Origin of the sequence: Motiliproteus sp. SC1-56 (assembly GCF_017309075.1) — a bacterium.
GTDB lineage: Bacteria > Pseudomonadota > Gammaproteobacteria > Pseudomonadales > Balneatricaceae > Motiliproteus.
Genome location: NZ_JAEMGS010000001.1, coordinates 191,713 through 217,275, shown reverse-complemented (window position 1 = coordinate 217,275; position 25,563 = coordinate 191,713). Strand labels below are relative to the sequence as shown.

General features: G+C 60.1%; 24 protein-coding genes and 1 pseudogene. 21 read left to right on the top strand and 4 right to left on the bottom strand.

What is annotated here, in order from left to right:
• Positions 1–24 precede the first annotated feature (24 nt).
• From JGZ97_RS01075 to JGZ97_RS01050, 4 genes and pseudogenes are all read left to right on the top strand, one after another.
• A complete protein-coding gene (locus tag JGZ97_RS01075) occupies positions 25–969 on the top strand; it encodes a histone deacetylase (protein WP_370583975.1) in 945 nt (314 codons plus the stop codon).
• A 50-nt stretch (positions 970–1,019) separates the two neighbouring features.
• The gene (locus tag JGZ97_RS18310; RefSeq protein ID WP_207060741.1) at positions 1,020–1,349 is read left to right on the top strand and encodes a DUF3604 domain-containing protein; all 330 of its coding nucleotides are present in this window, start codon (positions 1,020–1,022) and stop codon (positions 1,347–1,349) included.
• Positions 1,343–2,661 (top strand): annotated as a pseudogene (locus JGZ97_RS18415) (DUF3604 domain-containing protein). The gene JGZ97_RS18310 and the pseudogene JGZ97_RS18415 overlap by 7 nt, the downstream one beginning before the upstream one ends.
• Positions 2,609–2,833 carry a DUF3604 domain-containing protein gene (locus tag JGZ97_RS01050; RefSeq protein WP_207060737.1) on the top strand — a complete coding sequence of 75 codons (225 nt, stop codon included), beginning with the start codon at positions 2,609–2,611 and terminating at the stop codon, positions 2,831–2,833. Before JGZ97_RS18415 ends, JGZ97_RS01050 begins: the two are co-directional and overlap by 53 nt.
• 275 nt (positions 2,834–3,108) lie before the next feature.
• Here JGZ97_RS01050 and gyrB read toward each other — a convergent pair whose 3' ends face one another.
• The 4 genes from gyrB to dnaA all read right to left on the bottom strand — a co-directional run bounded on the left by gyrB (position 3,109) and on the right by dnaA (position 9,347).
• Positions 3,109–5,532 (bottom strand): DNA topoisomerase (ATP-hydrolyzing) subunit B, encoded by a 2,424-nt coding sequence (gene gyrB / locus JGZ97_RS01045; RefSeq protein ID WP_207060736.1) that lies wholly within the window; start codon positions 5,530–5,532, stop codon positions 3,109–3,111.
• Positions 5,529–6,638, bottom strand: a complete 1,110-nt coding sequence (gene recF, locus JGZ97_RS01040; RefSeq protein WP_207060735.1) for a DNA replication/repair protein RecF — start codon at positions 6,636–6,638, stop codon at positions 5,529–5,531. Before recF ends, gyrB begins: the two co-directional genes overlap by 4 nt.
• A gap of 76 nt (positions 6,639–6,714) precedes the next feature.
• Positions 6,715–7,818: a DNA polymerase III subunit beta gene (dnaN, locus tag JGZ97_RS01035; RefSeq protein WP_207060734.1), complete on the bottom strand. Its 1,104-nt coding sequence runs from the start codon at positions 7,816–7,818 to the stop codon at positions 6,715–6,717.
• A gap of 26 nt (positions 7,819–7,844) precedes the next feature.
• Positions 7,845–9,347 (bottom strand): chromosomal replication initiator protein DnaA, encoded by a 1,503-nt coding sequence (gene dnaA / locus JGZ97_RS01030; protein WP_207060733.1) that lies wholly within the window; start codon positions 9,345–9,347, stop codon positions 7,845–7,847.
• Between the two features lie 411 nt (positions 9,348–9,758).
• Between dnaA and rpmH the strand changes: the two genes are divergently transcribed.
• From rpmH to atpD, 17 genes are all read left to right on the top strand, one after another.
• The gene (gene rpmH, locus JGZ97_RS01025; protein ID WP_207060732.1) at positions 9,759–9,893 is read left to right on the top strand and encodes a 50S ribosomal protein L34; all 135 of its coding nucleotides are present in this window, start codon (positions 9,759–9,761) and stop codon (positions 9,891–9,893) included.
• A gap of 33 nt (positions 9,894–9,926) precedes the next feature.
• Positions 9,927–10,310, top strand: coding sequence for a ribonuclease P protein component (gene rnpA / locus JGZ97_RS01020; RefSeq protein ID WP_207060904.1), 384 nt, complete (start codon positions 9,927–9,929; stop codon positions 10,308–10,310).
• An 83-nt stretch (positions 10,311–10,393) separates the two neighbouring features.
• Positions 10,394–12,082, top strand: a complete 1,689-nt coding sequence (yidC, locus tag JGZ97_RS01015) for a membrane protein insertase YidC (protein ID WP_207060731.1) — start codon at positions 10,394–10,396, stop codon at positions 12,080–12,082.
• Positions 12,083–12,194: 112 nt separating this feature from the next.
• Complete coding sequence (gene mnmE, locus JGZ97_RS01010; RefSeq protein ID WP_207060730.1) at positions 12,195–13,562, top strand: tRNA uridine-5-carboxymethylaminomethyl(34) synthesis GTPase MnmE; 1,368 nt, start codon at positions 12,195–12,197, stop codon at positions 13,560–13,562.
• Between the two features lie 204 nt (positions 13,563–13,766).
• Positions 13,767–13,991 carry a hypothetical protein gene (locus JGZ97_RS01005; protein ID WP_207060729.1) on the top strand — a complete coding sequence of 75 codons (225 nt, stop codon included), beginning with the start codon at positions 13,767–13,769 and terminating at the stop codon, positions 13,989–13,991.
• Positions 13,992–14,556: 565 nt separating this feature from the next.
• The gene (mnmG, locus tag JGZ97_RS01000) at positions 14,557–16,449 is read left to right on the top strand and encodes a tRNA uridine-5-carboxymethylaminomethyl(34) synthesis enzyme MnmG (RefSeq protein WP_207060728.1); all 1,893 of its coding nucleotides are present in this window, start codon (positions 14,557–14,559) and stop codon (positions 16,447–16,449) included.
• Positions 16,450–17,079: a 16S rRNA (guanine(527)-N(7))-methyltransferase RsmG gene (rsmG, locus tag JGZ97_RS00995; protein WP_207060727.1), complete on the top strand. Its 630-nt coding sequence runs from the start codon at positions 16,450–16,452 to the stop codon at positions 17,077–17,079.
• A 32-nt stretch (positions 17,080–17,111) separates the two neighbouring features.
• On the top strand, positions 17,112–17,903 hold the full coding sequence (locus JGZ97_RS00990; RefSeq protein WP_207060903.1) for a ParA family protein: 792 nt from the start codon (positions 17,112–17,114) through the stop codon (positions 17,901–17,903).
• A gap of 17 nt (positions 17,904–17,920) precedes the next feature.
• On the top strand, positions 17,921–18,793 hold the full coding sequence (locus JGZ97_RS00985; RefSeq protein WP_207060726.1) for a ParB/RepB/Spo0J family partition protein: 873 nt from the start codon (positions 17,921–17,923) through the stop codon (positions 18,791–18,793).
• Positions 18,794–18,976: 183 nt separating this feature from the next.
• Positions 18,977–19,396, top strand: coding sequence for an ATP synthase subunit I (locus JGZ97_RS00980; RefSeq protein WP_207060725.1), 420 nt, complete (start codon positions 18,977–18,979; stop codon positions 19,394–19,396).
• A 17-nt stretch (positions 19,397–19,413) separates the two neighbouring features.
• Positions 19,414–20,274, top strand: a complete 861-nt coding sequence (atpB, locus tag JGZ97_RS00975) for a F0F1 ATP synthase subunit A (protein ID WP_207060724.1) — start codon at positions 19,414–19,416, stop codon at positions 20,272–20,274.
• Positions 20,275–20,332: 58 nt separating this feature from the next.
• Positions 20,333–20,569, top strand: a complete 237-nt coding sequence (gene atpE / locus JGZ97_RS00970; protein WP_114696438.1) for a F0F1 ATP synthase subunit C — start codon at positions 20,333–20,335, stop codon at positions 20,567–20,569.
• 42 nt (positions 20,570–20,611) lie between these two features.
• A complete protein-coding gene (locus JGZ97_RS00965) occupies positions 20,612–21,082 on the top strand; it encodes a F0F1 ATP synthase subunit B (RefSeq protein WP_207060723.1) in 471 nt (156 codons plus the stop codon).
• 19 nt (positions 21,083–21,101) lie between these two features.
• Positions 21,102–21,638 carry a F0F1 ATP synthase subunit delta gene (locus JGZ97_RS00960; RefSeq protein ID WP_207060722.1) on the top strand — a complete coding sequence of 179 codons (537 nt, stop codon included), beginning with the start codon at positions 21,102–21,104 and terminating at the stop codon, positions 21,636–21,638.
• A gap of 17 nt (positions 21,639–21,655) precedes the next feature.
• The gene (gene atpA / locus JGZ97_RS00955) at positions 21,656–23,200 is read left to right on the top strand and encodes a F0F1 ATP synthase subunit alpha (RefSeq protein WP_207060721.1); all 1,545 of its coding nucleotides are present in this window, start codon (positions 21,656–21,658) and stop codon (positions 23,198–23,200) included.
• 68 nt (positions 23,201–23,268) lie between these two features.
• Positions 23,269–24,132, top strand: coding sequence for a F0F1 ATP synthase subunit gamma (gene atpG, locus JGZ97_RS00950; protein WP_207060720.1), 864 nt, complete (start codon positions 23,269–23,271; stop codon positions 24,130–24,132).
• Positions 24,133–24,162: 30 nt separating this feature from the next.
• The gene (atpD, locus tag JGZ97_RS00945) at positions 24,163–25,539 is read left to right on the top strand and encodes a F0F1 ATP synthase subunit beta (RefSeq protein ID WP_207060719.1); all 1,377 of its coding nucleotides are present in this window, start codon (positions 24,163–24,165) and stop codon (positions 25,537–25,539) included.
• Positions 25,540–25,563 lie beyond the last annotated feature (24 nt).

Below are 25,563 nucleotides of genomic sequence, written 5' to 3'. Positions count from 1 at the left end.
TATCCAGGCAGGAGAGGGTTCCACGTGAAACACCCCGACCTCCCCATCGTCTATAGCCCCCACTACAGCATCCCATGGGACCCGAAGCACCGTTTCCCGATGTCCAAGTACCAGCGCCTGTATGAACTCCTGGTAGCGGAAGGACTCGCGCACAGGGGAAACGTCAAGGTGCCTTCCCCCTGCCCGAGAGACACCCTCGCCCTCGCCCATAGCCTGCCCTACATCGATCGATTCCAGCGGGGGGAGCTAACCGAACGGGAGCTGAAGCATTTGGGGCTGGTCTGGTCGGAGCCCCTGGTAAGAAGAACCGTCACCGCCGTAGGGGGCACGCTGTTGACCTGCCGGCTCGCGCTCGAGGCTGGCCTGGCTTGCCACTTGGCCGGCGGCACCCACCACGCGTTCAGCAACCGTGGCAACGGATTTTGCGTGTTCAACGACCTGGCCGTCGCTGCCCGATATTGCGTTGAGCACCTGGGCCTGAACCGAGTTCTGATTCTCGACTGTGACGTACACCAGGGAGACGGCACCGCAGCCATTCTGGGTAACGAGCCCCGCTGTTTTACCTGCTCGATCCACGGTGCCCGAAACTACCCCTTTGAGAAGCAGCGCAGCGACCTGGACGTCCCCCTCCCCTGCGGAACGGACGATACGGGATACCTGGCGGCGCTGGAGCAGACATTGGCGCAACTGGATCAGAGCCCCCTACCAGAACTCCTGATCTACGACGGGGGATCCGATGTCCACCAGGAGGATCGCCTGGGCCGCATGAACTTGACTGATCGGGGCGTCATCCAGCGGGACCACCGCGTCCTGGCGTGGGCCCGAAAGCGGGGCATACCGGTCGCCTGCGTCATCGGCGGTGGTTACGACCATGACCACCAGCGCCTCGCCGAGCGTCATGCACTGCTAGTGCGAACGACCCACCGCTTTTACCGGGACTATTTTTCCCAGTCTGATTTCGCCAACTAAACTCCGCCGACGCCTGCCTGTGAAGCATCGATGCAGGCGCCGCATTGCACATGGAGCAAGTGGACCCTGACCGGGTCTACTCGCCCTACCCCGAACAGGCCTTTCCGAACACGGTGTATTTCGGTGATACCCACCTGCACACCTCCTATTCCGTGGATGCCGGTATGGCCGGGAACACGGTAACGCCAGAAGGCGCGTACCGGTTTGCCCTCGGCTATGAAGTGGAGAGCAGTACGGGCCTTCACGCCAGGCTTAAACGGCCTTTGGATTTTCTTGTGGTCGCTGATCACGCCGAGAACCTTGGCCTGGCGCCGCTGATCGACAAGAGCGCCAGATCGTTTTGGACAACCCCCAGGCCAAGCGCTACCACGACATGGTGAAAGCCGGTAACGGTTACGACGCTTTCCTCGACTGGCTGAGTTACCAGGGGCGCGCAGAGGACCCGATCAAGGACCTGTCGATGACTCGCACCGCCTGGGACGAGATTCTCGACATGGCGGAAAAGTACAACCAACCGGGCCGCTTTACCGCGATGATCGGCTTTGAATGGACCACCAACGTCGAGGGTAACAACCTCCACCGCAACGTGCTGTTCCGGGGTGACAAGACCAGCGCGTCCCAGATTGTCCCTTTCTCTCAGTACGACAGTCGCGACCCGGAGGATCCTTGGGCCTGGATGGCCGAGTACGAAAAAAAGACCGGCGACCAACTCTTGGCGATCCCCCATAATGGCAACCTCTCCAACGGCATGATGTTCGCGTCGACCACCCAGACCACCAACGAGGCGTTGGATGCCGACTACGCCGTGCGGCGCAGCCAGTGGGAACCGGTGGTCGAGATTATCCAGCCCAAGGGCTCCGGTGAAGCACACCCCTTTCTCTCGCCAAACGACGAATTCGCGGACTTTGCCCTGATTGACGGCACCAACCTCAACGGCACCGCGGCCAAAACGGACGAGATGTACCAGTACGAGTACGCCCGGGAAGCCCTCAAGCGCGGCTTGGCCTAAGAGGAGAAGCTCGGTGCAAACCCGTTCAAGTTCGGCATGATCGGCAGTACCGACGCCCACGGCGGCCTCGCCTCGACTGAAGAGAGCAACTGGTTGGGCAAGGCCAACATCGTCGAACCCAGCCCGGAGCGATGGAAAGATGTGTCGATCAAATCATCGGTGGATGACAGCCTCTCCATCACCGCACTCAAGCTCAATGCCTCGGGACTCGCCGCGGTCTGGGCCCGGGAGAATACCCGCGAAGCGATCTGGGACGCCTTCAAGCGCGCGAGGTGTTCGCCACCTCCGGCACCCGCATCCGGGTACGGGTCTTTGCCGGCGTCGACTTCAACGAAGAGGACCTCTACAAGTCGAACCTCGCCGAATATGGCTATGAACACGGTGTGCCCATGGGCGGGGACCTCTCCAGCGCGCCCGCCGGCAAAGCGCCGGGTCTCCTTGTAATGGCGCTTCGCGACCCCGACGGCGCCAACTTGGACCCTGTGCAGGTGATCAAGGGCTGGCTCGACGCCGACGGCAATCCCCAGGAGAGAATCTTCGATATCGCGCTATCCAATGATCGCAAAGTCGGCAGAGACGGGCGGGCTAGAAAAGCCGTGGGCAATACCGTCAATATTGACGAAGCCAGCTATGACAACTCCATCGGCGCAGCGAGCCTGGGCGGCTACTGGAAAGACCCCTGATTTCGATCCCGCTCAGCGGGCGTTCTACTACGTGCGGGTCATCGAGATTCCAACCCCGACCTTCTTGGCCTACGACCGAAAGTTCTACGGCCTAAGGGACGAGATGCCGGAAGATGCAACCTACTTTTCCCAAGAGCGCGCAATCACCAGCCCAATCTGGTACACGCCCTGAGGGGGAGGCTGAAAAAGCACAAAGCTGCGACAGAAAAGCCAGAGCCACGTTCAGGGTTTTTATCTGGGGGCGGCTTGTCGGGGGCCGGGGGCCGCGCCGTATTGGACGCCGCCTCTCATAAACGCCCCATTTGCCAGTGTTAAAGCCGATAAATTCGCTTTGAGGAATCAGAGACTGCGGAAGTGGTCGGGTCCGCCCTTGGAACACCGCTGGCCCAAACGAGAAAAGCCCGGCATCGCCGGGCTTCTCCTGAGCCTGTCAGCCTGTAAAGAGGGCTAGACGTCCAGGTTGGTGACGCTCAGGGCGTTGCTCTCAATAAAGTCACGCCGCGGCTCCACTTCATCGCCCATCAGGGTGGTGAACATCTGGTCGGCCGCGATGGCATCCTCGATGGTCACCCGCAGCATGCGGCGCGAACCCGGATCCATGGTGGTCTCCCACAGCTGCTCGGGGTTCATCTCCCCCAGCCCCTTGTAGCGCTGTACGTAATAGCCGCGCTTGGCCTGGTTCATCAGCCACTCCAGCCCTTCGTCAAAGTTCGCGATCGGCTTCACCCGCTCGCCCCGACGGATATAGGCCCCCTCCTCCAGCAGCCCGCTCAGAGTCTCTCCCAGCTTCACCATGGCCCGGTACTCGGCGGAGAGGAAGAAGTCGTGGCCAAAGGTGTGCACGTGGGGCACGCCGTGGGCCACCACGGTGATCTGGGGCAAAAAGAGTTTGCGCTCTTCGTCTACCGCGACACCGGACTCGAAGGTACTGGCGCTGCTCTGAGCGATATCGATGGAATCCACCAGGTTGCGGGTCCAGGCGGCGACCTTTTCCCGGTCCCTGAGGCCCTCTTCATCGAGTGCCGGGGCGTAGACAAGCTGGTTGAGCACGTCCCGCGGGTAGATCCGCGAGATCCGGCCGATCAGCGACTGCACACTGCGGAACTCCGCGATCAGGGTCTCCAGCGCTGAGCCTGTGATGCCCGGGGCGGTCGGATTGACATGCAGGTGCGCGTCGCTGAGCGCGGCCTGGATCATGAAGTTCTCCAGCGCCTCGTCATCCTTCAGGTACTGCTCCTGCTTGCCCTTCTTGATCTTGTAGAGGGGCGGCTGGGCGATAAAGACGTGACCCCGTTCAACCAGCTCGTGCATCTGCCGGAAGAAGAAGGTGAGCAGCAGGGTCCGAATGTGGGAGCCGTCGACGTCGGCGTCGGTCATGATGATGATGCTGTGGTAGCGCAGCTTGTCGGGATTAAACTCCTCCCGACCGATGCCGCAGCCCAGGGCTGTGATCAGGGTGCCCACTTCAGCGGAAGAGAGCATCTTGTCAAAGCGCGCCTTCTCCACGTTGAGAATTTTACCCTTGAGGGGAAGGATCGCCTGGGTCTTACGGTCACGGCCCTGCTTGGCGGAACCACCGGCCGAGTCACCCTCCACCAGGTAGATTTCAGAGAGTGCCGGGTCCTTCTCCTGGCAGTCGGCCAGCTTGCCGGGCAGGCCGGCAATATCCAGCGCCCCCTTGCGTCGAGTCATCTCCCGGGCCTTGCGCGCCGCTTCCCGCGCCCGCGCCGCGTCGATCATCTTGCCGACGATGGCCTTGGCCTCGGCGGGCTGCTCGTGGAGGAAATCGGTGAGCGACTTGTACATCGCCTGTTCGACCGCGGTCTTCACCTCGGAAGAGACCAGCTTGTCCTTGGTCTGCGAAGAGAACTTGGGATCCGGCACCTTCACCGAGATGATCGCGGTCAGGCCTTCACGGGCGTCGTCCCCGGAGGTGTTGACCTTGGACTTCTTCTGCACCCCTTCCTGCTCGATGTAGCTGTTGAGCGAGCGGGTGAGCGCTGCGCGAAAGCCCGAGAGGTGAGTACCGCCGTCCCGTTGCGGAATGTTGTTGGTGAAGCAGTGAATGCTCTCCTGGAAACCGTCGTTCCACTGCATGGCGACCTCCACCGCGATGCCGTCCTCGCTGGTCTCGGTGAAGTGGAAAACACGGTTGATGGTGTTCTTGTTCTGGTTCAGATACTCCACGAAGGCGCTGACCCCGCCCTCATACATGAAGGTCTCTTCCTTGCCGCTGCGCTCATCCTTGAGGTTGATGCAGACACCGGAGTTAAGGAAGGAGAGTTCGCGCAGGCGCTTGGCCAGGATATCGTACTGGAACTGGATGTTGGCGAAGGTCTCCGGTGAAGGGTCGAAGTGAATCCGGGTACCGGTGCTGCTGGTCTCGCCGACCACCTGCATGGGCGTGGCGGGAACCCCCTGGTTGTAGACCTGCTCGTGGACTTTGCCTTCGCGGCGGATGGTGAGTTTGAGCTTGCTGGAGAGGGCGTTGACCACCGACACCCCGACCCCGTGCAGTCCACCGGACACCTTGTAGGAATTATCGTCAAATTTCCCCCCGGCGTGCAGCACGGTCATGATGACTTCTGCCGCGGAAACCCCCTCCTCTTCGTGGATGTCCACGGGAATACCGCGGCCGTCATCCGCGACGCTGATGGTCTCGTCGGGGTGAATGATCACGTCAATCTTGGAGCAGTGGCCGGCCAGCGCCTCGTCGATGGAGTTATCCACCACCTCGAACACCATGTGGTGCAGGCCGGTGCCATCGTCAGTGTCGCCGATATACATGCCAGGGCGTTTGCGTACGGCATCAAGCCCTTTCAACACCTTGATACTGGATGAGTCGTAAGCGTTAGTGTTGGCGTCGCTCATTCTTTGCTCCCATTGACAGGGTTGTTCGCCAGTTTCCCGTCGCGAATCGGGAACTCCTGGACATCGGTATCGTTACTCCAACAGCCGGCAAAAGCACTGGCGTCGGTGCAGGTGACGAGCACCTGGGTATTCATCCGTTCGAGCAGCATGCACAGTCGCTGTCGGTGCTGTGCGTCGAGCTCCGCCGGCAGGTCGTCGATCAGGTAGATGCAGTGGCGACCCATCAGCTCCTTGAGCAGGTAGCCCTGGGCCACCTTAAGTGCACTGACCACCAGCTTCTGCTGTCCCCGGGAGAGAATCTCTGCGGCGGCAACCCCGCCCACCTTGACCCTCAGGTCCGCCCGCTGCGGCCCCTGCTGGGTAAAGCCCTGGGCACGATCCCGCTCAAGCCCCTCGGCCAGAACCTGATCAAGGGGGCGGTTTCGATCCCAGCCCCGGTAATACTGCAAACGCAGTCCTTCAAGCTCTACCAGCTCGGCCAGCAGTCGCTCAAAACAGGGAATCAGGGCTTCGATATAGCGGGTGCGGTAGCCATCCAACTCCTCGGCCCGGGCCACCAACTGGGCATCCCAGGCGGCTCGAACGGAAGGCTCAAGTTTACCATATTTCAATAAGCTATTGCGCTGCTTAAGGGCCCGCCGAGTGGCCTTCCAGGCACTAAAAAAGCGCGGTTCCAGGTGAAACCCACCCCAGTCCATAAACTGGCGCCGAACCCCCGGACTCCCCTCCAGAAGCGCAAAGGTGTCGGCATTGATCAGCTGCACCGGCAACAGTTCTGCAAGGGTGGCCAACGACTCCACGGTCTCCCCGGCAATGCGCACTTTCAGTGTCCCGCCCTGGTCACGCTGCACCCCCACCGGCAAGACGCCCCCCTCTGGAGCCGCCACCCGACCAAACAGGGTACAGTGCGGCTCTTCGTGACGAATGTAGTGCTTGTACTTGCTGGTGCGAAAGGAACGGGCCAGGCTCAACAGGTGAACCGCCTCGAGAATGCTGGTTTTGCCGCTGCCGTTGGGGCCACTAAAGATATTGGTTCGGGGAGCGAGCACCAGCTGCAGGGAAGCGATGTTGCGCAGCCCGCTGATGGTGAGCGATTGCAGGCTCATAGGAGCGGCTCAGACAAGGTAGGCAGGAGTAAAGCAGCAGCAAAAGGAGGGGCCTGCCGTGCAGGCCCCTCAAGGTTCACATGCGCATCGGCATAATAACGTAGAGGCTGTCGGTGGCCTCGACCGCTTCCACCAGGGCACTGCTGTTGGGGTCCTGCATGGTGAGCTTGACCATCTGCTCAGGCAGAATCTGCAACGCATCCAGCAGGTAGTTGACGTTAAACCCGATCTCCAGGGAAGGCCCTGCGTAGTCCACCGCCAGGGTCTCCTCGGCCTCTTCCTGCTCGGGATTGTTGGCGGTGACCTGCAGGTAGCCGTCGCTGAGCGCCAGCCGCACGCCGCGGTACTTCTCATTGGAGAGGATAGCGATCCGGCTCAACACCGAGCGCAGCTCCTGGCGGTCGGCGATGAGCAGCTTGTCGCCCCCACGGGGAATCACCCGCTCGTAATCGGGAAACTTGCCGTCCACCAGCTTGGAGGTGAAGATGAAGGTGCCGGTATTGACCCGGATGTGGCTGCTGCCCACCACAAGCCGCGCTTCCTTATCGCTGTCCTCCAGCAGGCGGCCCAGCTCCAGGATACCCTTACGGGGCACGATCACCTGCTGCTTCTGATCGATTTGCGCTTCCACATCGCAGATGGACGTGGCCAGCCGATGGCCGTCGGTGGCCACCGTGCGCAAGCGGGTGCCTTCCAGCTCCAGCAGCATGCCGTTGAGGTAGTAGCGGACGTCCTGCTGCGCCATGGCGAAACTGGTGCGTTCGATCAGGTGACGCAACTTGTCCTGGGGGATGCCGATCTCCAGGTTCTCCGGACCGTCTTCCACGTTGGGGAACTCGGCCGCCGGCAGGGTGGCGAGGGTGAAGCGGCTACGCCCCCCCTTGATGGTGACTTTCTGTCCGGTCAGGGTCAGTTCGATATCCACGTGATCGGGAAGCGACTTACAAATATCCATCAGCTTCTTGGCAGGCACGGTGATGGAGCCCGACTCGGCCTCCTGCTCCAACTCGATGCGCGCCACCATCTCCACCTCGAGATCGGTACCGGTCATCGACAACTGGTGCCCCTCGACCACGATCAGGATGTTGGACAGCACCGGCAGGGTCTGCCGCCGCTCCACCACCCCGGCCACCAGCTGCAGGGGCTTCAACAGTGCTTCTCTGGATATCGTAAATTTCATGCTTCCTACCCTTCGATAGAGGTTCCTCAAGAGGACAGCAGCCTCAGGAGATTCTTGTAATCTTCGCGAATATCGGTGTCGGTTTCCCGCAATTCTGCCACCTTACGGCAGGCATGCAATACCGTGGTGTGATCCCGGCCACCGAAGGCATTGCCGATTTCCGGCAGGCTGTGGTTGGTCAGCTCCTTGGAGAGCGCCATGGCCACCTGCCGGGGCCGGGCCACGGATCGGCTGCGCCGCTTGCTGTGCAGATCCGCGACCTTGATCTTGTAGTATTCGGCCACGACCCGCTGAATATTATCGATACTGACCAATTTATCCTGCAGGGCCAGCAGGTCCTTGAGCGATTCGCGGATAAACTCCGTGGTGATGCGCGAGCCGGTGAAGTGAGCATTTGCTATCACTCTTTTTAGCGCACCTTCTAACTCACGTACATTTGAGCGTATTTTCTGAGCGATAAAAAAGGCGGCGTCGTGCGGCAGTCGGACCCGCGCCTCCTCGGCTTTTTTCATCAGGATCGCCACCCGGGTCTCCAGCTCCGGCGGCTCCACGGCCACGGTAAGCCCCCAGCCGAACCGGGACTTGAGCCGGTCCTCCAGACCGCTGATCTCCTTGGGGTAGCGGTCACAGGTCAGGATCATCTGCTGCCCACCCTCCAGCAGCGCGTTGAAGGTGTGGAAAAACTCCTCCTGGGAGCGGTCCTTGCCAGCAAAAAACTGAATATCATCGATCAGCAGCGCGTCGACCGTGCGGTAATAACGTTTGAAGTCATTGATGGCATTGAGCTGCAGCGCCTTGACCATATCCGCCACAAAGCGCTCGGAATGCAGGTAGACGATCTTGGCGTTGGGGTTGCGCTCCAGCATCGCGGCACCCACCGCGTGCATCAGGTGCGTCTTGCCCAGCCCCACCCCGCCGTAGATAAAAAGCGGGTTATACGAGCTGCCCGGGTTCTCTGCCACCTGTTGCGCGGCGGCCAGCGCCAGCTGGTTGGATTTACCCTGGACGAAGGTTTCAAAGGTAAAGAGGTTGTTGAGGTGGGTCTGGTGGCGGATACCCCCTTCGACATCCGCCTGCCGCTCCTTCTTCTTGGCACTGGCCCCGCTCTCTTTCATCAACATGTCCGGCTGCACCGGCTCGCTGGCCTGTCGCAGCTGGTCGGCGCTGGGCTGGACCCGCTCCACCCGACTGGGGGCGCGAGGGGCGCTGGTACGCGCCGGACTGGTGCTCGCCGGACGAGCCCGCTGCGGAGTTCGAGCCGGGCGGCGGGCGCTGGACGCGGCCCCGGTGCGGACCTCCAGCACCACCTCGGTTACCCGGTCGCCGCCCACCTCGGCCAGCAGTTCGCGAATGCGCTGCAGGTACTTGTCCGAGACCCAGTCCATCACGAACCGGTTGGGCGCCAACAGGCGCAGCTGGCGGTCACCACCGCTTTCCGCCTTCAAGGGACGGATCCAGGTATTGAACTGTTGGGAGGGAAACTCTTCCTGTAGATAGCCCAAGCAGGTTTGCCAAAGTTCAATCGCCATGCAGCCGGTCCCGAGTCCTCGCCGAAAAATGAGGGGGACATTCTATCGCCTCGGGACCCAGTTATCCACAGTGAAAAGACCCTTCACTGGAAACATTTTTACCTTTTTGCCGCTCGGCTAATTTTCGTCGCCCCCTAGGTAACGCACGGCTTTGCAAGGCTTTATCACAGCTTTATCAGATCTTATCAGCAGCAAGCACACACATTTATCAACAGCGTTAATGGCGATATATCCACGTAAATTTTCGCTTATCCACAAAAAGCATTAAAACGAGACACGGGTGCTGCTTGACTCTGCCATTCCTCTATAGCGACGAAACAATTGCAGTTGGCTGCGGATTTCACTAGAATTCCGCTCTTGTTTTCACGTGGTGGGGAGAAAGCTCCCTGTTAATTAATGTAGGACTGAGTGATGAAAAGAACCTTTCAACCCAGCGTATTGAAGCGCAAGCGTACCCACGGCTTCCGTGCCCGTATGGCCACCCAGAACGGCCGCAGCGTACTGCAGCGCCGTCGCGCCAAAGGCCGCAAGTCTCTCGCCGCCTGATCGGCTACGGTGACTGATTCGGCCGTTTAGTTGATGACCAGTTTCGGCTTCCCCCGCTTTTCGCGCCTGTTGAACGCGGGGGACTACCGACAGGTCTTTAACGGCGCCAAGATAAAAGTATCGGATAAGCATCTGCTTATTCTGGCAAGTCCGAACCCTCTTTCCCGTCCCCGCCTTGGCTTGGTGATTGCGAAAAAAAACATTCGCCTGGCCGTTCACCGCAACCGGGTCAAACGCCTGGTTCGTGAGACATTCCGGCAGCAAGATCCGGCACTTCCGCCGCTGGATATTGTGGTACTGGCACGCAGAGGGTTAGGCGAGCTGGATAACCAGGCGCTGCACCAACTGCTCAACAGCAGCTGGAAGCGGTTAGTAAAATACTCTCGCCGGCATCTGGACAGACCCACGCCGACATGAGACGTTGCCGTTTCCCCGCGGGCTTAGCCGCGATCGCAGCCCGACTCAAATTCTAAAATTACACGGCATCGGCAAATTCAAGCATGGATATCCAACGTATCATCCTGATCGGCGCCCTGGCCGTCATTTCCTACGTCCTGGTTCTTCAGTGGCAGCAGGATTATGGCCAGCCCGCTGCGCCTTCCGAACCGGTCACCTCGGTCTCCTCCTACAGCGGCGCACCCGAGATCAGCACGCCCCAGGCCGGGAATAGCGCAGCCTCAGATGTGCCCAGCAGCGCCAACGACAGCGGGGCCTCCTCCACCCCCACGACCGCCTCCAACGAGAGCGGCGAGCTGATCCGGGTTCAGACCGACGTCCTGGATCTGCGCATCGACCCCTACGGCGGCGATGTGATTCATGCCGAGCTCGAGGCGTACCGGGCCGACCTCAACTCCGAGCAGCGTTTCGTGCTGTTGGAGCAGAACGCAGCCCGCACCTACATCGCCCAGAGCGGCCTGACCGGTCGCAACGGCCCCGACGCTTCGGGTAAACGTCCGCTGTACCAAAGCGAAGGCGCGGTGTTCGAGCTGGCCGACGGCCAGGACGAGCTGCAAGTGGCGCTGACCTTTACCCAGGAGAACGGCGCGCAAATCACCAAGCGCTACACCTTCCACCGCGGCAGCTACCTGGTGGAGCTGAGCTACGAGATCGACAATAAGAGCGATCAAAGCTGGGAAGGCGCCCTGTTCGGGCAGATCAAACGCGACGCCAGTGAAGATCCCTCCTCGCAGACCAGCATGGGGATGCAGTCCTACCTGGGCCCGGCCTTCTCCACCACCGAGAGCAACTACGAAAAGGTCAGCTTCGAGGATATCCAGGACGACGGTAAGTTCGCCCGTAAGTCCGAGGCCGGCTGGGTCGCTATGCTGCAGCACTACTTTGTCAGCGCCTGGATCCCCGAGAAGAGCAGCGCTCACAGCTACTTCGCCCGCGAGCGCAACGGCAACTACTTCGCCGGCTTTGTCTCGCCGACCATGACCGTGCAGCCCGGTGCGCAAGGCGTAACCTCCGCCGAGTTCTATGTCGGCCCCAAGATTCAGGACCGCCTCGCGGAAGTGGCCCCGAACCTGGAACTGACCGTGGACTACGGCTGGCTCTGGTGGATCGCCCAACCCCTGTTCTGGCTGCTGAAGACCATCCAGGCCGTGGTCGTCAACTGGGGCGTGGCCATCATCCTGGTCACCGTCGTGGTCAAGGCCTGCTTCTTCCACCTCTCGGCAAAGGCTTACCGCTCCATGGCCAAGATGCGTGCCGTGGGACCGGAGATGCAGCGCCTCAAGGAGCTCTACGGGGATGATCGCCAAAAGATGTCCCAGGCGATGATGCAGCTCTACCAGAAAGAGAAGATCAACCCGCTGGGCGGCTGCCTGCCCATTCTGGTGCAGATGCCGGTCTTCATCGCCCTCTACTGGGTGCTCATGGAGAGTGTGCAGCTGCGCCACGCGCCCTTCATGCTCTGGATTCAGGATCTGTCCCGGATGGATCCCTACTTCGTGCTGCCGATCCTCATGGGCGCCACCATGTACGTCCAGCAGATGCTGAACCCCACCCCCCCCGACCCCATGCAGGCGAAAGTGATGAAGATGCTGCCCTTTGTCTTCACTTTCTTTTTCCTCTGGTTCCCGGCGGGACTGGTCCTGTACTGGGTGGTCAACAACATTCTCTCCATCGCGCAACAGTGGGTCATCACCCGCAAGATCGAAGGGGAGACGGCGACCAAGAAGGCCTGACCCGTACGTCAAACGTGACAAAGGCTCCCCCTGGGAGCCTTTTCTTTATGCCCCGCAATGGGCACTATGCCGCGAGAGACCCTGAACGGCCGGAACAGCTTTGGAGCTTGTCATGAGCCTGATCAATACCGACACCATCGCCGCTTTAGCCACGCCCCCGGGGCGTGGCGGGGTGGGCATTATCCGGGTCTCGGGACCCAAGGTCCCGGCCATCGCCAGCGCCATACTGGGTGCGCCCCTGCAAGCGCGCTACGCCCACTACGGCCCCTTCCTGGATGCCGACGGCACCCAGCTTGACCAGGGGATTGCCCTCTTCTTCTCCAACCCCCACTCGTTCACCGGCGAGGATGTGCTGGAGCTGCAGGGCCACGGGGGTCCGGTGATTCTCGATCTGCTGCTGCGCCGGGTGCTGGAACTCGGCGCCCGCGCGGCCCGGCCGGGCGAATTCTCAGAGCGCGCCTTTCTTAACGACAAGCTCGACCTGGCCCAGGCCGAAGCCATTGCCGACCTGATCGACAGCGCCTCCGAACAGGCCGCGCGCTCAGCCCTGCGTTCGCTCCAGGGGGCTTTCTCGGCCCGCATCGATGCCCTGGTGGAGTCCCTGGTCCAGCTGCGGATTTACGTCGAGGCGGCAATCGACTTTCCCGAGGAGGAGATCGATTTTCTCGCCGACGGAAAAGTCGCCTCGGACCTGGACGCCGTCTACGGGTCACTGGAGGCCGTGCTGGCCGAAGCCCGCCAGGGGGCGCTACTGCGCGAGGGCATGAACGTGGTGATCGCCGGGCGTCCCAACGCCGGCAAATCGAGCCTGCTCAACGCCCTTGCCGGCCGGGCTTCAGCCATTGTCACCGACATTGCCGGCACCACCCGGGACGTGTTACGTGAACATATCCACATCGACGGCATGCCCCTGCACATTATCGACACCGCCGGGCTGCGTGAAGGCGCGGACGAGGTGGAGCGCATCGGCATCGAGCGCGCCTGGAAAGAGATTCAGCAGGCCGATCGGGTACTGCTGATGGTGGACGCCACCCGTACCCCGGAAACGCGGCCTGAACGCATCTGGCCGGAATTCATCAACCGCCTTCCCGATCCCGATAAAGTCACGGTGATCCGTAACAAAATCGACCTCAGCGATGAACAACCGGGGCTGGACGACCAGGCCGACTGCCACCTGATCCGACTCAGCGCCAAGGAGCAACGGGGGATCGAGCTGCTGCGCGAACACCTCAAGCAATGCATGGGCTTTGACAGTACCAGCGAAGGGGGTTTCATGGCCCGACGGCGTCATATCGAGGCACTGCACCAGGCTCGACGCTTTCTGGAGAACGGGCGCGACCAGCTCGAAAGCTTCGGCGCCGGAGAGCTGCTCGCCGAAGACCTGCGCCAGGCGCAAAACGCCCTGAATGAGATTACCGGTGAATTCAGCAGTGACGATCTGCTGGGCCGCATCTTCAGCAGTTTCTGCATCGGCAAATAGCCGTAAGCGAACACTCACACTTTTGGCGAGTGTTCGCTCACTTTGACTAGAAAAGCCATATTCAGGCTACCGTGCGGACAAGCAGCTTCAATTGGGTCAGGATTCTGTCACCGGACTGACACCTGGCTACACTACCCTAGGGAACTGAAGGAACAGGACTTCGGACTAATCAATGTCCGACCAATAAAAGGAGATACCCACCCCATGCTCGAGATCAACGATCAACTTCGATTGGTATGCCATCCGGGAAAAGCCGGTGGTGTCTGGCGCATTGAGGAGCGCCTCGAGACCCACAGCGGTACCTTCAAGGGCGCGCTCTGGAAGCCTGTAGGCACCTTGCTGACCCCCGAACAGGCTGAACACTGGCTCATCAGCACCCAACCCATGCCGGAAACCGCCGTCGCCCGTTTCCGGGCCTGCAACGCCTGAGCCCACTCCTCTTATCCCAATAAACGGCGGCCTTACGGCCCTCCACCGGCTTTACTCGGTCCGCCACCTCCCCCGCCTTACCGTCATCGCTCTACCGCCTTATTTAAGCGGCCGTTCGCCCACAAACAACGGTTTACCCCTATATTTTATCCACAGCCCCTTGTTGGTAATATGTATAAGTACGCAGGTAGAACTCCGTCCCGAACCTGTGAACAAAATCAGCCTGTGCATAACCACCCCACTTATCCCCGCTTCACCCACAATCCACACAGAGGCATTCAACCAGGATCCCCCGTGTTTATAATAGACGCATGTAACTGTTTTGTAACGATAATTATGACTTACACACAGATTAGCGGGGGACTATAAATAACAAACATAATCATCTCTTCTTCATATACATTTCTTAATCTATTTTTTTATTCAGCAGGCAGAGACATTTTTTGGATGGATGAACAAACGAAGACATGACCTGTGCCGCCTTAGATAGCTTTTCCCGGCCTTGGACAAACCGATATAATCAGCCCTTTTCTTCTTCGGGTGCCGAGGCGCCAACGAGGTTCTAGTGGATTTTCCCAACGGTTACGACGTCATCGTGGTCGGCGGAGGTCATGCGGGTACTGAAGCTGCCCTGGCTGCCGCCCGCACCGGTGCACAGACACTGCTGTTAACTCAAAACATCGAGACACTGGGTCAGATGTCATGCAACCCGGCCATCGGTGGTATCGGTAAGAGTCACCTGGTCAAAGAGATCGACGCGCTTGATGGGGCCATGGCCCGTATCACCGACCGTGCCGGCATTCAGTTCCGTACCCTCAACTCCCGCAAGGGGCCAGCGGTACGTGCCACCCGTGCACAGGCTGACCGCCAGCTCTACCGCCAGGCGTGCCGTGCAATCCTGGAATCCCAGCCCAACCTGGAGCTGTTTCAGCAAACGGTGGACGACCTGATCATGGAGGGCGAGCGGGTTACCGGGGTCGTGACCCAGATGGGACTGCGCTTTCATGCGCCCTGCGTGGTACTGACCACCGGTACCTTTCTCGGCGGAATCATCCATATCGGACTGGAGAATCATGCGGGCGGTCGTGCAGGCGACCCGCCCTCTTCCACGCTGGCACGGCGGTTACGGGAAACCGCGCTGCGCATTGATCGCCTGAAAACCGGTACGCCGCCGCGGATAGATGCCCGCAGCGTCGACTTTTCGGTGCTCGAGGAGCAGCCCGGCGACACGCCGCTGCCGGTGATGTCCTACCTTGGCAGCGTTGATGAGCATCCCCGGCAGATCAGTTGCTACATCACCCATACCAATGAGCGCACCCATGACATCATTCGCGGCGGCATGGATCGCTCACCGCTCTACACCGGGGTGATCGGCGGCGTTGGGCCCCGCTACTGTCCGTCCATCGAAGATAAGATTGTGCGCTTTGCCGACAAGCAGTCGCACCAGATCTTTGTCGAACCCGAGGGACTCAACAGCCAGGAGCTCTACCCCAACGGCATCTCCACCAGTCTGCCTTTTGACGTGCAGCTGGAGCTGGTGCGCTCCATGAAGGGCTTTGAGAACGCCCACATCACCCGCCCTGGGTACGCGATCGAATACGATTACTTCAATCCTCAGGATCTCAAGCACAGCCTGGAGAGTAAAGTCGTACCGGGGCTGTATTTCGCAGGCCAGATCAATGGCACCACCGGTTACGAAGAGGCCGCGGCCCAGGGGCTGCTGGCCGGCCTTAACGCCGCCCTGGCCGCGCAGGGGCGTGAGCCCTGGTGCCCGCGTCGCGACGAAGCCTATATCGGGGTGATGGTGGATGACCTGATTACTCTCGGCACCTCAGAGCCTTACCGCATGTTTACCAGCCGCGCCGAGTACCGGCTGATACTGCGCGAGGACAATGCCGATATGCGCCTGACCGAAAAGGGGTATGAACTCGGGTTGGTGGGAGAAGAACGTTGGCGGGCCTTTGGTGAAAAGCGTGAGGCGATTGAGCACGAGACTCTGCGCCTTAAGCAACGCTGGGTGCAGCCCCAGAGTCCGGAAGCGGAGGCCCTGGCGCCCCGGCTGAAAGCACCCCTGGGGCGTGAGTACAACCTGCTTGACCTGCTCAAGCGGCCGGAACTTGGCTACCGGGACCTGGCCGCCATCGACGCTGCTGCAGCGGTGGATGAACGGGTGGCCGAACAGGTGGAGATCCAGGCCAAGTACGCCGGCTACATCAACCGTCAGTCCGAGGAGATCGAGCGTCTGCGCCGGCAGGAGGGCACCGCCCTACCCGATACCCTGGACTACGAGCGGATCGACGGGCTCTCCAATGAGATCCGTCAGAAGTTGGCCCAGGCGCGGCCGGAGACCCTGGGCGCAGCCGCCCGGATCCAGGGGGTGACCCCCGCCGCGGTATCGTTGCTGCTGATCCATCTCAAGAAACTCAACAAGCTCGCGCCGCGGGCGGAGGGTAGCTGAGTGGATCCCCGTTGGGAGTCGCGCCTGAGACAGGGGCTTGAGACACTGCAGCTGGCGCTCAGCGATACCCAGGTGGCGCAATTACTGCGCTACCTGGCCCTATTGCACAAATGGAACCAGGCCTATAACCTGACGGCGGTGCGTGAGCCCATGCAGATGATCGAGCGCCATCTGCTGGACAGCCTCAGCGTCGTCCCCTACGTGCAGGGCACGCGCATTGCCGATGTCGGAACAGGCCCCGGCCTGCCAGGCATTCCCCTGGCCATCGTCTATCCGGACAAGGCCCTGGTGTTGATGGACAGCAACGGCAAAAAAACCCGCTTTTTGCAGCAGGTAAAGCTGGAGCTGGGACTGCAGAATATCGAGATTTACCATGGCCGCGTGGAGCGTTACGAAGCCCCGGGCGGTTTCGATGCTGTTATCTCCCGTGCGTTTGCCTCCCTGGCCGACATGCTCACCTGGGTTGGCGATCTCTGCCATGAGGACGGTGTCTTTATGGCCATGAAAGGACTTTACCCCGAGGCTGAGCTGGCCCAACTGCCGTCCGGCTTCGCGTTGCGCGAGAGTCATCGTCTGCAGGTGCCCGGTTGCGATGGCGAACGGCACCTGCTGTTGCTGCAGCGCTCTTGAGTCTGACCCCGAGCGAGGAGGAGATATCCGCGGTGGTTCATATACTGGCTGTGACTAACCAGAAAGGCGGGGTGGGTAAAACCACATCCTGCGTTAATCTGGCCGCGTCGCTGGCGGCGACCAAGCGCCGGGTGCTGCTGGTGGACCTGGATCCCCAGGGCAATGCCACCATGGGTGCCGGCGTCGACAAGAGTGATCTGGAACTCTCCGTTTACGACGTCCTCACGGGGCGGGTCGATATCAACGAGGCGATCCGCAGCGACACCAGCGGCGGTTTTGACCTTCTTCCTGCCAACGGAGACCTCACCGCCGCTGAAGTGGAGCTGATTCCGGTCAAGCGTAAGGAGTTTCGCCTCAAGCAGTCCCTTAACCTGGCCCAGGAAAAGTACGACTACGTTCTTATCGACAGTCCCCCCTCGCTGAACATGCTCACCGTTAACGCTCTGGTGGCCGCCAACGGTGTGATCATTCCCATGCAGTGCGAATACTACGCCCTTGAAGGGATCTCGGCGCTCATGGGCACCATCGAGAAAATCCGCCGGGCGCTGAACCCGCAGCTGAAGATCGAGGGCATCCTGCGCACTATGTTCGATCCGCGCAACGGCTTGACCCGGGATGTCTCCAGCCAGCTGCTCGAGCACTTTGGCGACAAGGTCTACCGCACCGTCATCCCCCGTAACGTGCGCCTGGCCGAAGCCCCCAGCCACGGTCTGCCGGCGGTCCAGTACGACCGTTATTCCCGCGGTGCGGTGGCCTACCTCGCCCTGGCCGGCGAAGTTAACCGGCGCTGTGATGCGGCGACTGTCCAAGCTGAAACTGTCTGATACGGAAACCCTGAGAAATGGTCAAAAAACGTGGTCTTGGTCGTGGTCTGGATGCGCTTTTGGGCAGTACCGGTGTCGAGGACAGCCCGGTGGAGCTGGCGGCGTCCGGTGGCGAAGAGGCGCTTCGGCATATGGCCGTGGACAAGATCCAGCGGGGCATCTACCAGCCGCGCCGGGACATGGACCCGGACGCCCTGGAGGAGCTGGCCAATTCCATCCGCGCTCAGGGGGTGATCCAGCCCATCGTGGTCAGGCCGGTGGATATGGGGCGCTACGAGATCATCGCCGGTGAACGGCGTTGGCGGGCGGCCCAGCTGGCCGGACTCACCGAAATCCCCGTGACCGTGCGCGAGGTGCCGGACGAGGCCGCCATCGCCATGGCCCTGATCGAGAACATTCAGCGCGAGGACCTGAATCCCATCGAGGAGGCCACGGCCCTGCAGCGGCTGATGGACGAGTTTGAGCTGACCCAGCAGAAAGTCGCCGAAGCGGTGGGTAAGTCCCGCACCACCGTGACCAACCTGCTGCGGCTGATCAAACTGACCCCCGAGGTCAAGCGGATGCTGGAGTACGGCGACCTGGAGATGGGTCATGCCCGCGCCCTGCTGGCGCTTAACGATCACGACAAGCAGGTCACCACCGCCAAGGAGGTGGTGGGCAAGGGGCTTTCCGTGCGCCAGACCGAGGAGCTGGTCAAGAAAGTCCAGGCCGGCAAGACCAAGCCGGCCAGACCCGAGCCCGATCCAGCCCTGGCGGCGTTGGAAGAGCGACTGGCCTCCAGCCTGGGCCTCAAGGTGAAGATCAACGCCGGGGAAAAGGGCGACGGGCGCCTCACCATCCAGTACCAGTCCCTGGCCGAGCTTGAGGCCATTCTGGGCCGCATCCAGTAGTCCTGTTGACCCCGCGTCAATCCCGCATGAGCCGTGGCGAAAGCCCCGGTTTGCGGGGTTACGACCTTAGTGCTAAAAGCCAGTTTTAAGTTGATGTGCCAAGGCGAACTCCCTATAATCGCTGGTCGGTTGAGGGGGGCCTTGGGGCTCCGAACCGTGAAGTTTACTGCTCGGAACGCGCGCGTGGGATCGAATCTAAAGCCCCAGTTCAGAGGCAAAACGACCCGCAGGCAGGCGCGTTTGATTCAGCGGATTCTGGCTGTCCAGGTTCTGCTGACGCTGTCCATCAGCGCCGCCATCGCGGTACTGAAAGGGGCCGTTCCGGGGTACTCGGCACTGTTGGGTGGATTGATTTATCTGCTGCCTAACCTCTACCAGGCGAAACAGGTTCTGACCGCTCGCCACTCAGACAACGTTCGTCAGACCCTGCGGGATCTGTATAAAAGCGAAATATGGAAAATGGCCCTGACCATGGTGCTGTTCGGCACCGTCTTTACCCTGGTCGAGCCGGTTGAGCCCTTTTCCCTATTTGGCGTTTTTATATTGATGCAAGTGATCGCATGGGCTGCGCCGGTAATACAGAATCAACAATTTTTAAGATAATTGACTGAGAGGAAATCATGGCTGCAGAAGGCGGACTCACGACTTCCGGGTATATTATCCACCACCTGACCAACCTCACCTTCGGCAAGCTGCCCGAGGGCTTTGTCCGTTATAACGGCGAGGTGGTCGGTGAGGGCGGTACCTGGACCATTGCGCATGGCAACGAAGCGGCAACGATGGGCTTCTGGGCGATCAACCTGGATACCATGTTGTTCTCCGTAGGCTTGGGCATGCTGTTTATCTGGCTGTTCAAGAAAGCGGCAACCAAGGCCACCACCGGTGTGCCCGGTAACCTGCAGAACTTCTGCGAGTGGATCGTCGAGTTTGTTGACGAGCAGGTTAAATCCTCCTTCCACAGCCGCAACCAGGTGGTCGCGCCCCTGGCCCTGACCATTTTCGTCTGGGTTTTCCTGATGAACCTGATGGACCTGATCCCGGTTGACTGGATTCCCTACCTGGCCCAGCAGATGGGCGTGCCCTACCTGAAAATCGTGCCTTCCACCGACGTCAACGCCACCATGGGCATGTCCCTGAGCGTGTTCGCGCTGATCATCTACTACAGCCTGTCGGTCAAGGGTCCCAAAGAGTTTATCGGTGAGCTGACCCTGCAGCCGCTGGGCAAGTGGGCGCTGCCCGCCAACCTCTTCCTGGAAGGGGTTAACCTGCTGGCCAAGCCGGTCTCCCTCGGCCTGCGACTGTTCGGCAACATGTATGCCGGTGAAATGATCTTTATCCTGATCGCGTTGCTACCGTTCTGGATTCAGTGGGTGTTGTCCGTACCCTGGGCGATCTTCCACATTCTGGTGATTACGCTGCAGGCGTTCATCTTCATGGTGCTGACCATCGTGTACCTGAGCATGGCTCACGAGTCGCACTAAGCGTTCAAACTAACTAAACCTTTAACTTTCAAAACTTAACTCTTAATAGGAGAAAACAATGGAAGCTGCTCTGCTATACCTGGCTGGTGCTCTGGTAATGGGTCTGGGTGCAACTGGTGCTGCAATCGGTATCGGTATTCTTGGTGGTAAGTTCCTGGAAGGCGGCGCCCGTCAGCCTGAGCTGATCCCCATGCTGCGTACTCAATTCTTCATCGTTATGGGTCTGGTTGACGCGATCCCCATGATCGGCGTTGGTATCGGTATGTACATCATGTTCGTGGTTGCTGCAGGCTAAGCCGATACTTTTCAACTCACATAAACGAGAAGAGGTGTTGGTGTGAATATCAATGCAACCATCATCGGCCAAGCCATCGCGTTTTTCTTCTTCGTCTGGTTCTGCATGAAGTTCGTATGGCCCCCCCTGACCGGGGCCCTGCGCGAGCGCCAGAAGAAGATTGCCGAAGGTTTGGACGCGGCAGACCGCGCCTCACGTGACCTGGAGCTGGCCAAAGAAAAGGCCACCCAGGCACTGCGTGAAGGCAAGGAAGAGGCTGCGGCCATTATCGAGCAGGCCAACAAGCGTGCTAACCAGATTGTCGACGACGCCAAAGAGCAAGCGATCGAAGAGGGCAACCGCCTGAAAGAAGCTGCCAAGGCTGAAATCGAGCAGGAAGTAAACCGTGCCAAAGAGGCCCTGCGGGCCCAGGTCGCCGTTCTGGCGGTCGCCGGTGCGGAGAAGATCCTGGGTAAATCGGTAGACAGCAAGGCCAGTGCAGAACTTGTCGACAAGCTTGCAGCGGAGCTTTGAGCAACTGGAGAGGTGAACGATGGCTGAATTAAGCACAGTCGCTCGACCCTATACGAAAGCTGCGTTTCAAACTGCCCTTGAGCAGAAGGCTTTGGACAAGTGGTCAGAGATGCTCTCCCTGGCAGCTCAAGCAACCCAGGATGAACAGGTCGCCCAACTGCTGGCCAACCCGGGGCTTGCCGCCGCGGAAAAGGCCGGCTTGGTCCTGGACATCTGTGCGGAGAAGCTGGACGAGCAGGGCCGGAACTTTATCAACCTTCTGGCCGAGAACAAGCGCCTGCCCGTACTACCTGAAATTTCTGTGTTGTTCGATCGGCTCAAGGCCGAGCAGCAAAAGAGCGTTCAGATCCAAGTGACCTCTGCGTTCAAACTGACTAAAGAGCAACAGACCAAGCTAGCTCAGGCTATTGGTAAGAAGCTGGACCGTGAAGTAGAGATCAGTGCCGAGGTAGACCAGGCCCTGATCGGCGGTGTGGTGGTTCGTACCGAGGACCTGGTAATCGACGGTTCGGTGCGCGGCAAGCTGCAGAAGCTGGCCGAAGCCATGAACTCCTGAGCGAGAGGGATTAAAGCATGCAGCAACTGAATCCATCTGAGATCAGCGAAATTATCAAGAAGCGCATCGAGAAATTCGATGTGTCTTCTCAAGCCCAGAACGAGGGTACCGTCGTCAGCGTGTCTGACGGCATCGTTCGTGTCCACGGCCTGGCCGACGTCATGTACGGGGAGATGGTTGAATTCCCCGGCAGCATCTACGGTATGGCCCTGAACCTGGAGCAGGACTCCGTCGGTATCGTTGTCCTGGGTGACTACCTGGGCCTGAAAGAAGGGATGACCGCCCGTTGTACCGGCCGCATCCTGGAAGTACCGGTGGGTGAGGAACTCCTGGGTCGCGTCGTTGACGCCCTGGGTAACCCCATCGACGGTAAGGGCCCCATCGACGCCAAGCAGACCGACGCCATCGAGAAAGTGGCGCCGGGCGTTATCTGGCGTAAGTCGGTCGACCAGCCGGTCCAGACCGGTTACAAGGCCATCGACTCCATGGTGCCGATCGGTCGTGGTCAGCGTGAGCTGATCATCGGCGACCGTCAGACCGGTAAGACCGCCGTGGCTGTTGACGCCATCATCAACCAGAAAGGCACTGGCGTTAAGTGTGTCTACGTGGCCATCGGCCAGAAGCAGTCCACTATCGCCAACGTGGTGCGCAAGCTCGAAGAGCACGGCGCTCTGGAGCACACCATCGTAGTTGCGGCCGGCGCTTCCGACTCCGCCGCCATGCAGTTCCTGGCCGCCTACGCCGGCTGCACCATGGGCGAATACTTCCGTGACAGCGGTGAAGACGCCCTGATCGTCTACGATGACCTGACCAAGCAGGCCTGGGCCTACCGTCAGATCTCCCTGCTGCTCAAGCGTCCCCCGGGACGTGAGGCCTACCCCGGTGACGTGTTCTACCTCCACAGCCGTCTGCTGGAGCGTGCGGCACGGGTATCCGAGGAGTACGTCGAGAAGGAGACCGAGGGCAAGGTGAAGGGCAAGACCGGTTCTCTGACCGCTCTGCCGATCATCGAGACCCAGGGTGGTGACGTATCTGCGTTCGTACCGACCAACGTAATCTCCATCACCGACGGTCAGATCTTCCTTGAGACCGACCTGTTCAACGCCGGTATCCGTCCTGCGATGAACGCCGGTATCTCCGTATCCCGAGTCGGTGGTGCGGCCCAGACCAAGGTGATCAAGAAGCTGGGCGGTGGTATCCGTCTGGCCCTGGCCCAGTACCGCGAGCTGGCGGCCTTCTCCCAGTTTGCATCTGACCTGGACGAGGCGACCCGCAAGCAGCTTGAGCACGGTGAGCGCGTCACCGAGCTGATGAAGCAGAAGCAGTACTCGCCCATGAGCCTGGCTGAAATGGGTCTGGTCCTGTACGCGGCCAACGAGGGTTACCTCGAGGATGTCGAACTGAACAAGATTCAGGATTTCGAAGCCGCACTGCTGGCCTACTTCGCCTCCGAGCACGCTGACCTAGTCAAGAAGGTCGACGAGTCCGGCGATTATAACGACGATATTGCTGCCGAGTTCAAGGCCGGTATCGAGAAGTTCAAGAGCACCCAGACCTGGTAATTGGCCGGGGGCTCAGGCCCCCGCTTTACCCGCGGGTAGAACTTCAACGTATATAAAGGCAAAGAGATATGGCAGTCGGAAAAGAGATCAAGACCCAGATTGCGAGTATCCAGAGCACGCGTAAGATCACCAGCGCCATGGAAATGGTGGCTGCGTCGAAGATGCGCAAGGCTCAGGACCGCATGCAGGCGAGCCGCCCTTACGCGGACCGCATGCGCGGTGTGATCGCACATCTGGCGAAATCGAATCCCGAATACAAGCACCTGTACCTGCAAGAGCGGGACGTGAAGCGGGTTGGCTATATCGTTGTATCAACTGACCGTGGACTCTGCGGTGGCCTGAACATCAACGGGTTCAAGGCCATGGTCAAGTCCATGTCCGAGTGGCACGAGAAGAATGTCGAGATCGACATCTGCGCCATCGGCTCCAAGGCGGGCGGTTTCTTCCGCAGCTACGGCGGGAACGTGGTTGCGGCCACCTCCGGCCTGGGCGACGCCCCGGAGATCAGCAGCCTCATCGGCAGCGTCAAGGTCATGCTGGACGCGTACGGTGAAGGCAAGCTGGACCAGTTGAACATCGTATACAACAACTTCGTTAACACGATGACCCAACAGCCGGTCGTTGAACAGCTCCTGCCCCTGAAGGCGGAAGAAGACGACGACAGCCTCAGCCACCACTGGGACTACATCTACGAGCCCGACGCCAAGGAGCTCCTGGATGGTCTGCTGACTCGCTACATCGAGTCACTGGTCTACCAGGCCGTGGTTGAAAACAACGCCTGTGAACAGGCTGCGCGAATGATCGCGATGAAGAACGCCACCGATAACGCCGGCAACCTCATCGACGATCTGCAGATGGTTTACAACAAGGCGCGTCAGGCTGCGATCACTCAAGAGATCTCCGAGATCGTGAGTGGCGCGGCAGCTGTTTAACAGGTGAAAAAGGTTTAAGAGGAAACAAACATGAGTAGCGGACGTATCGTACAAATCATCGGTGCCGTTATCGACGTTGAGTTTCCGCGCGAAGATGTACCCAAGGTATATGACGCGCTGACGGTAAACTCAAGCGACCTGACCCTCGAAGTCCAGCAGCAGCTGGGCGACGGCGTCGTTCGCGCCATCGCCATGGGCCAGACCGAAGGTCTCAAGCGTGGCCTGGAAGTAAGCAACACCGGCGCACCGGTTTCCGTACCCGTTGGTAAGGAAACTCTGGGCCGGATCATGGACGTACTGGGCAACCCCATCGACGAGGCGGGCCCCATCGGTGAGCAGGAGCGCCTGCCCATCCACCGCAAGGCGCCCTCTTACGAGGAGCAGGCCGCGTCCAACGAACTGCTGGAAACCGGCATCAAGGTAATCGACCTGGTTTGTCCTTTCGCCAAGGGCGGTAAGGTCGGCCTGTTCGGTGGCGCCGGTGTAGGCAAGACCGTAAACATGATGGAGCTGATCCGTAACATCGCCATCGAGCACAGCGGTTACTCAGTATTTGCCGGTGTGGGTGAGCGGACTCGTGAAGGTAACGACTTCTATCACGAGATGAAGGACTCCAACGTACTGGACAAGGTATCCCTGGTTTACGGCCAGATGAACGAGCCCCCCGGAAACCGTCTGCGTGTGGCCCTGACCGGCCTGACCATGGCAGAGAAGTTCCGTGACGAAGGCCGCGACGTACTGCTGTTCGTCGACAACATCTACCGTTACACCCTGGCCGGTACCGAGGTATCTGCACTGCTGGGCCGTATGCCCTCAGCGGTAGGTTACCAACCCACTCTGGCTGAAGAGATGGGTGTACTGCAGGAGCGGATCACCTCCACCAAGACCGGTTCTATCACGTCTATCCAGGCGGTATACGTACCGGCGGACGACTTGACCGACCCGTCTCCGGCAACCACCTTCTCGCACCTGGATGCGACCGTGGTACTGTCCCGTGACATCGCGTCTCTGGGTATCTACCCGGCTGTAGACCCGCTGGACTCCACCTCCCGTCAGCTGGATCCGCTGGTGATCGGTCAGGAGCACTACGATGTGGCCCGTAACGTTCAGGGCACCCTGCAGCGTTACAAGGAGCTGAAGGACATCATCGCCATCCTGGGTATGGACGAACTGTCCGAAGAGGACAAGCTGACCGTATCCCGGGCGCGTAAGATCCAGCGCTTCCTGTCCCAGCCCTTCTTCGTGGCCGAGGTCTTCACCGGTTCTCCCGGTAAGTATGTGCCCCTGAAGGACACCATTGCCAGCTTCAAGGGTATCCTGGCCGGCGACTACGACGACATGCCCGAGCAGGCATTCTACATGGTTGGTGGCATCGAAGAGGCGGTGGAAAAAGCCAAAGAGATGTAATCTCTGAGCGACTTCCACCTGTGG

What these genes read in the sequence shown, in the direction of transcription:
- rpmH (WP_207060732.1), top strand. Translation starts at nt 9,759, where the DNA reads ATGAAAAGAACCTTTCAACCCAGCGTATTGAAGCGCAAGCGTACCCAC.
- dnaA (WP_207060733.1), bottom strand. Translation starts at nt 9,347, where the DNA reads ATGGCGATTGAACTTTGGCAAACCTGCTTGGGCTATCTACAGGAAGAG.
- mnmE (WP_207060730.1), top strand. Translation starts at nt 12,195, where the DNA reads ATGAGCCTGATCAATACCGACACCATCGCCGCTTTAGCCACGCCCCCG.
- JGZ97_RS18310 (WP_207060741.1), top strand. Translation starts at nt 1,020, where the DNA reads ATGGAGCAAGTGGACCCTGACCGGGTCTACTCGCCCTACCCCGAACAG.
- yidC (WP_207060731.1), top strand. Translation starts at nt 10,394, where the DNA reads ATGGATATCCAACGTATCATCCTGATCGGCGCCCTGGCCGTCATTTCC.
- atpG (WP_207060720.1), top strand. Translation starts at nt 23,269, where the DNA reads ATGGCAGTCGGAAAAGAGATCAAGACCCAGATTGCGAGTATCCAGAGC.
- JGZ97_RS00985 (WP_207060726.1), top strand. Translation starts at nt 17,921, where the DNA reads ATGGTCAAAAAACGTGGTCTTGGTCGTGGTCTGGATGCGCTTTTGGGC.
- atpE (WP_114696438.1), top strand. Translation starts at nt 20,333, where the DNA reads ATGGAAGCTGCTCTGCTATACCTGGCTGGTGCTCTGGTAATGGGTCTG.
- atpB (WP_207060724.1), top strand. Translation starts at nt 19,414, where the DNA reads ATGGCTGCAGAAGGCGGACTCACGACTTCCGGGTATATTATCCACCAC.
- recF (WP_207060735.1), bottom strand. Translation starts at nt 6,638, where the DNA reads ATGAGCCTGCAATCGCTCACCATCAGCGGGCTGCGCAACATCGCTTCC.
- atpD (WP_207060719.1), top strand. Translation starts at nt 24,163, where the DNA reads ATGAGTAGCGGACGTATCGTACAAATCATCGGTGCCGTTATCGACGTT.
- JGZ97_RS01050 (WP_207060737.1), top strand. Translation starts at nt 2,609, where the DNA reads ATGACAACTCCATCGGCGCAGCGAGCCTGGGCGGCTACTGGAAAGACC.
- atpA (WP_207060721.1), top strand. Translation starts at nt 21,656, where the DNA reads ATGCAGCAACTGAATCCATCTGAGATCAGCGAAATTATCAAGAAGCGC.
- dnaN (WP_207060734.1), bottom strand. Translation starts at nt 7,818, where the DNA reads ATGAAATTTACGATATCCAGAGAAGCACTGTTGAAGCCCCTGCAGCTG.
- gyrB (WP_207060736.1), bottom strand. Translation starts at nt 5,532, where the DNA reads ATGAGCGACGCCAACACTAACGCTTACGACTCATCCAGTATCAAGGTG.
- rnpA (WP_207060904.1), top strand. Translation starts at nt 9,927, where the DNA reads ATGACCAGTTTCGGCTTCCCCCGCTTTTCGCGCCTGTTGAACGCGGGG.
- JGZ97_RS01005 (WP_207060729.1), top strand. Translation starts at nt 13,767, where the DNA reads ATGCTCGAGATCAACGATCAACTTCGATTGGTATGCCATCCGGGAAAA.
- JGZ97_RS00960 (WP_207060722.1), top strand. Translation starts at nt 21,102, where the DNA reads ATGGCTGAATTAAGCACAGTCGCTCGACCCTATACGAAAGCTGCGTTT.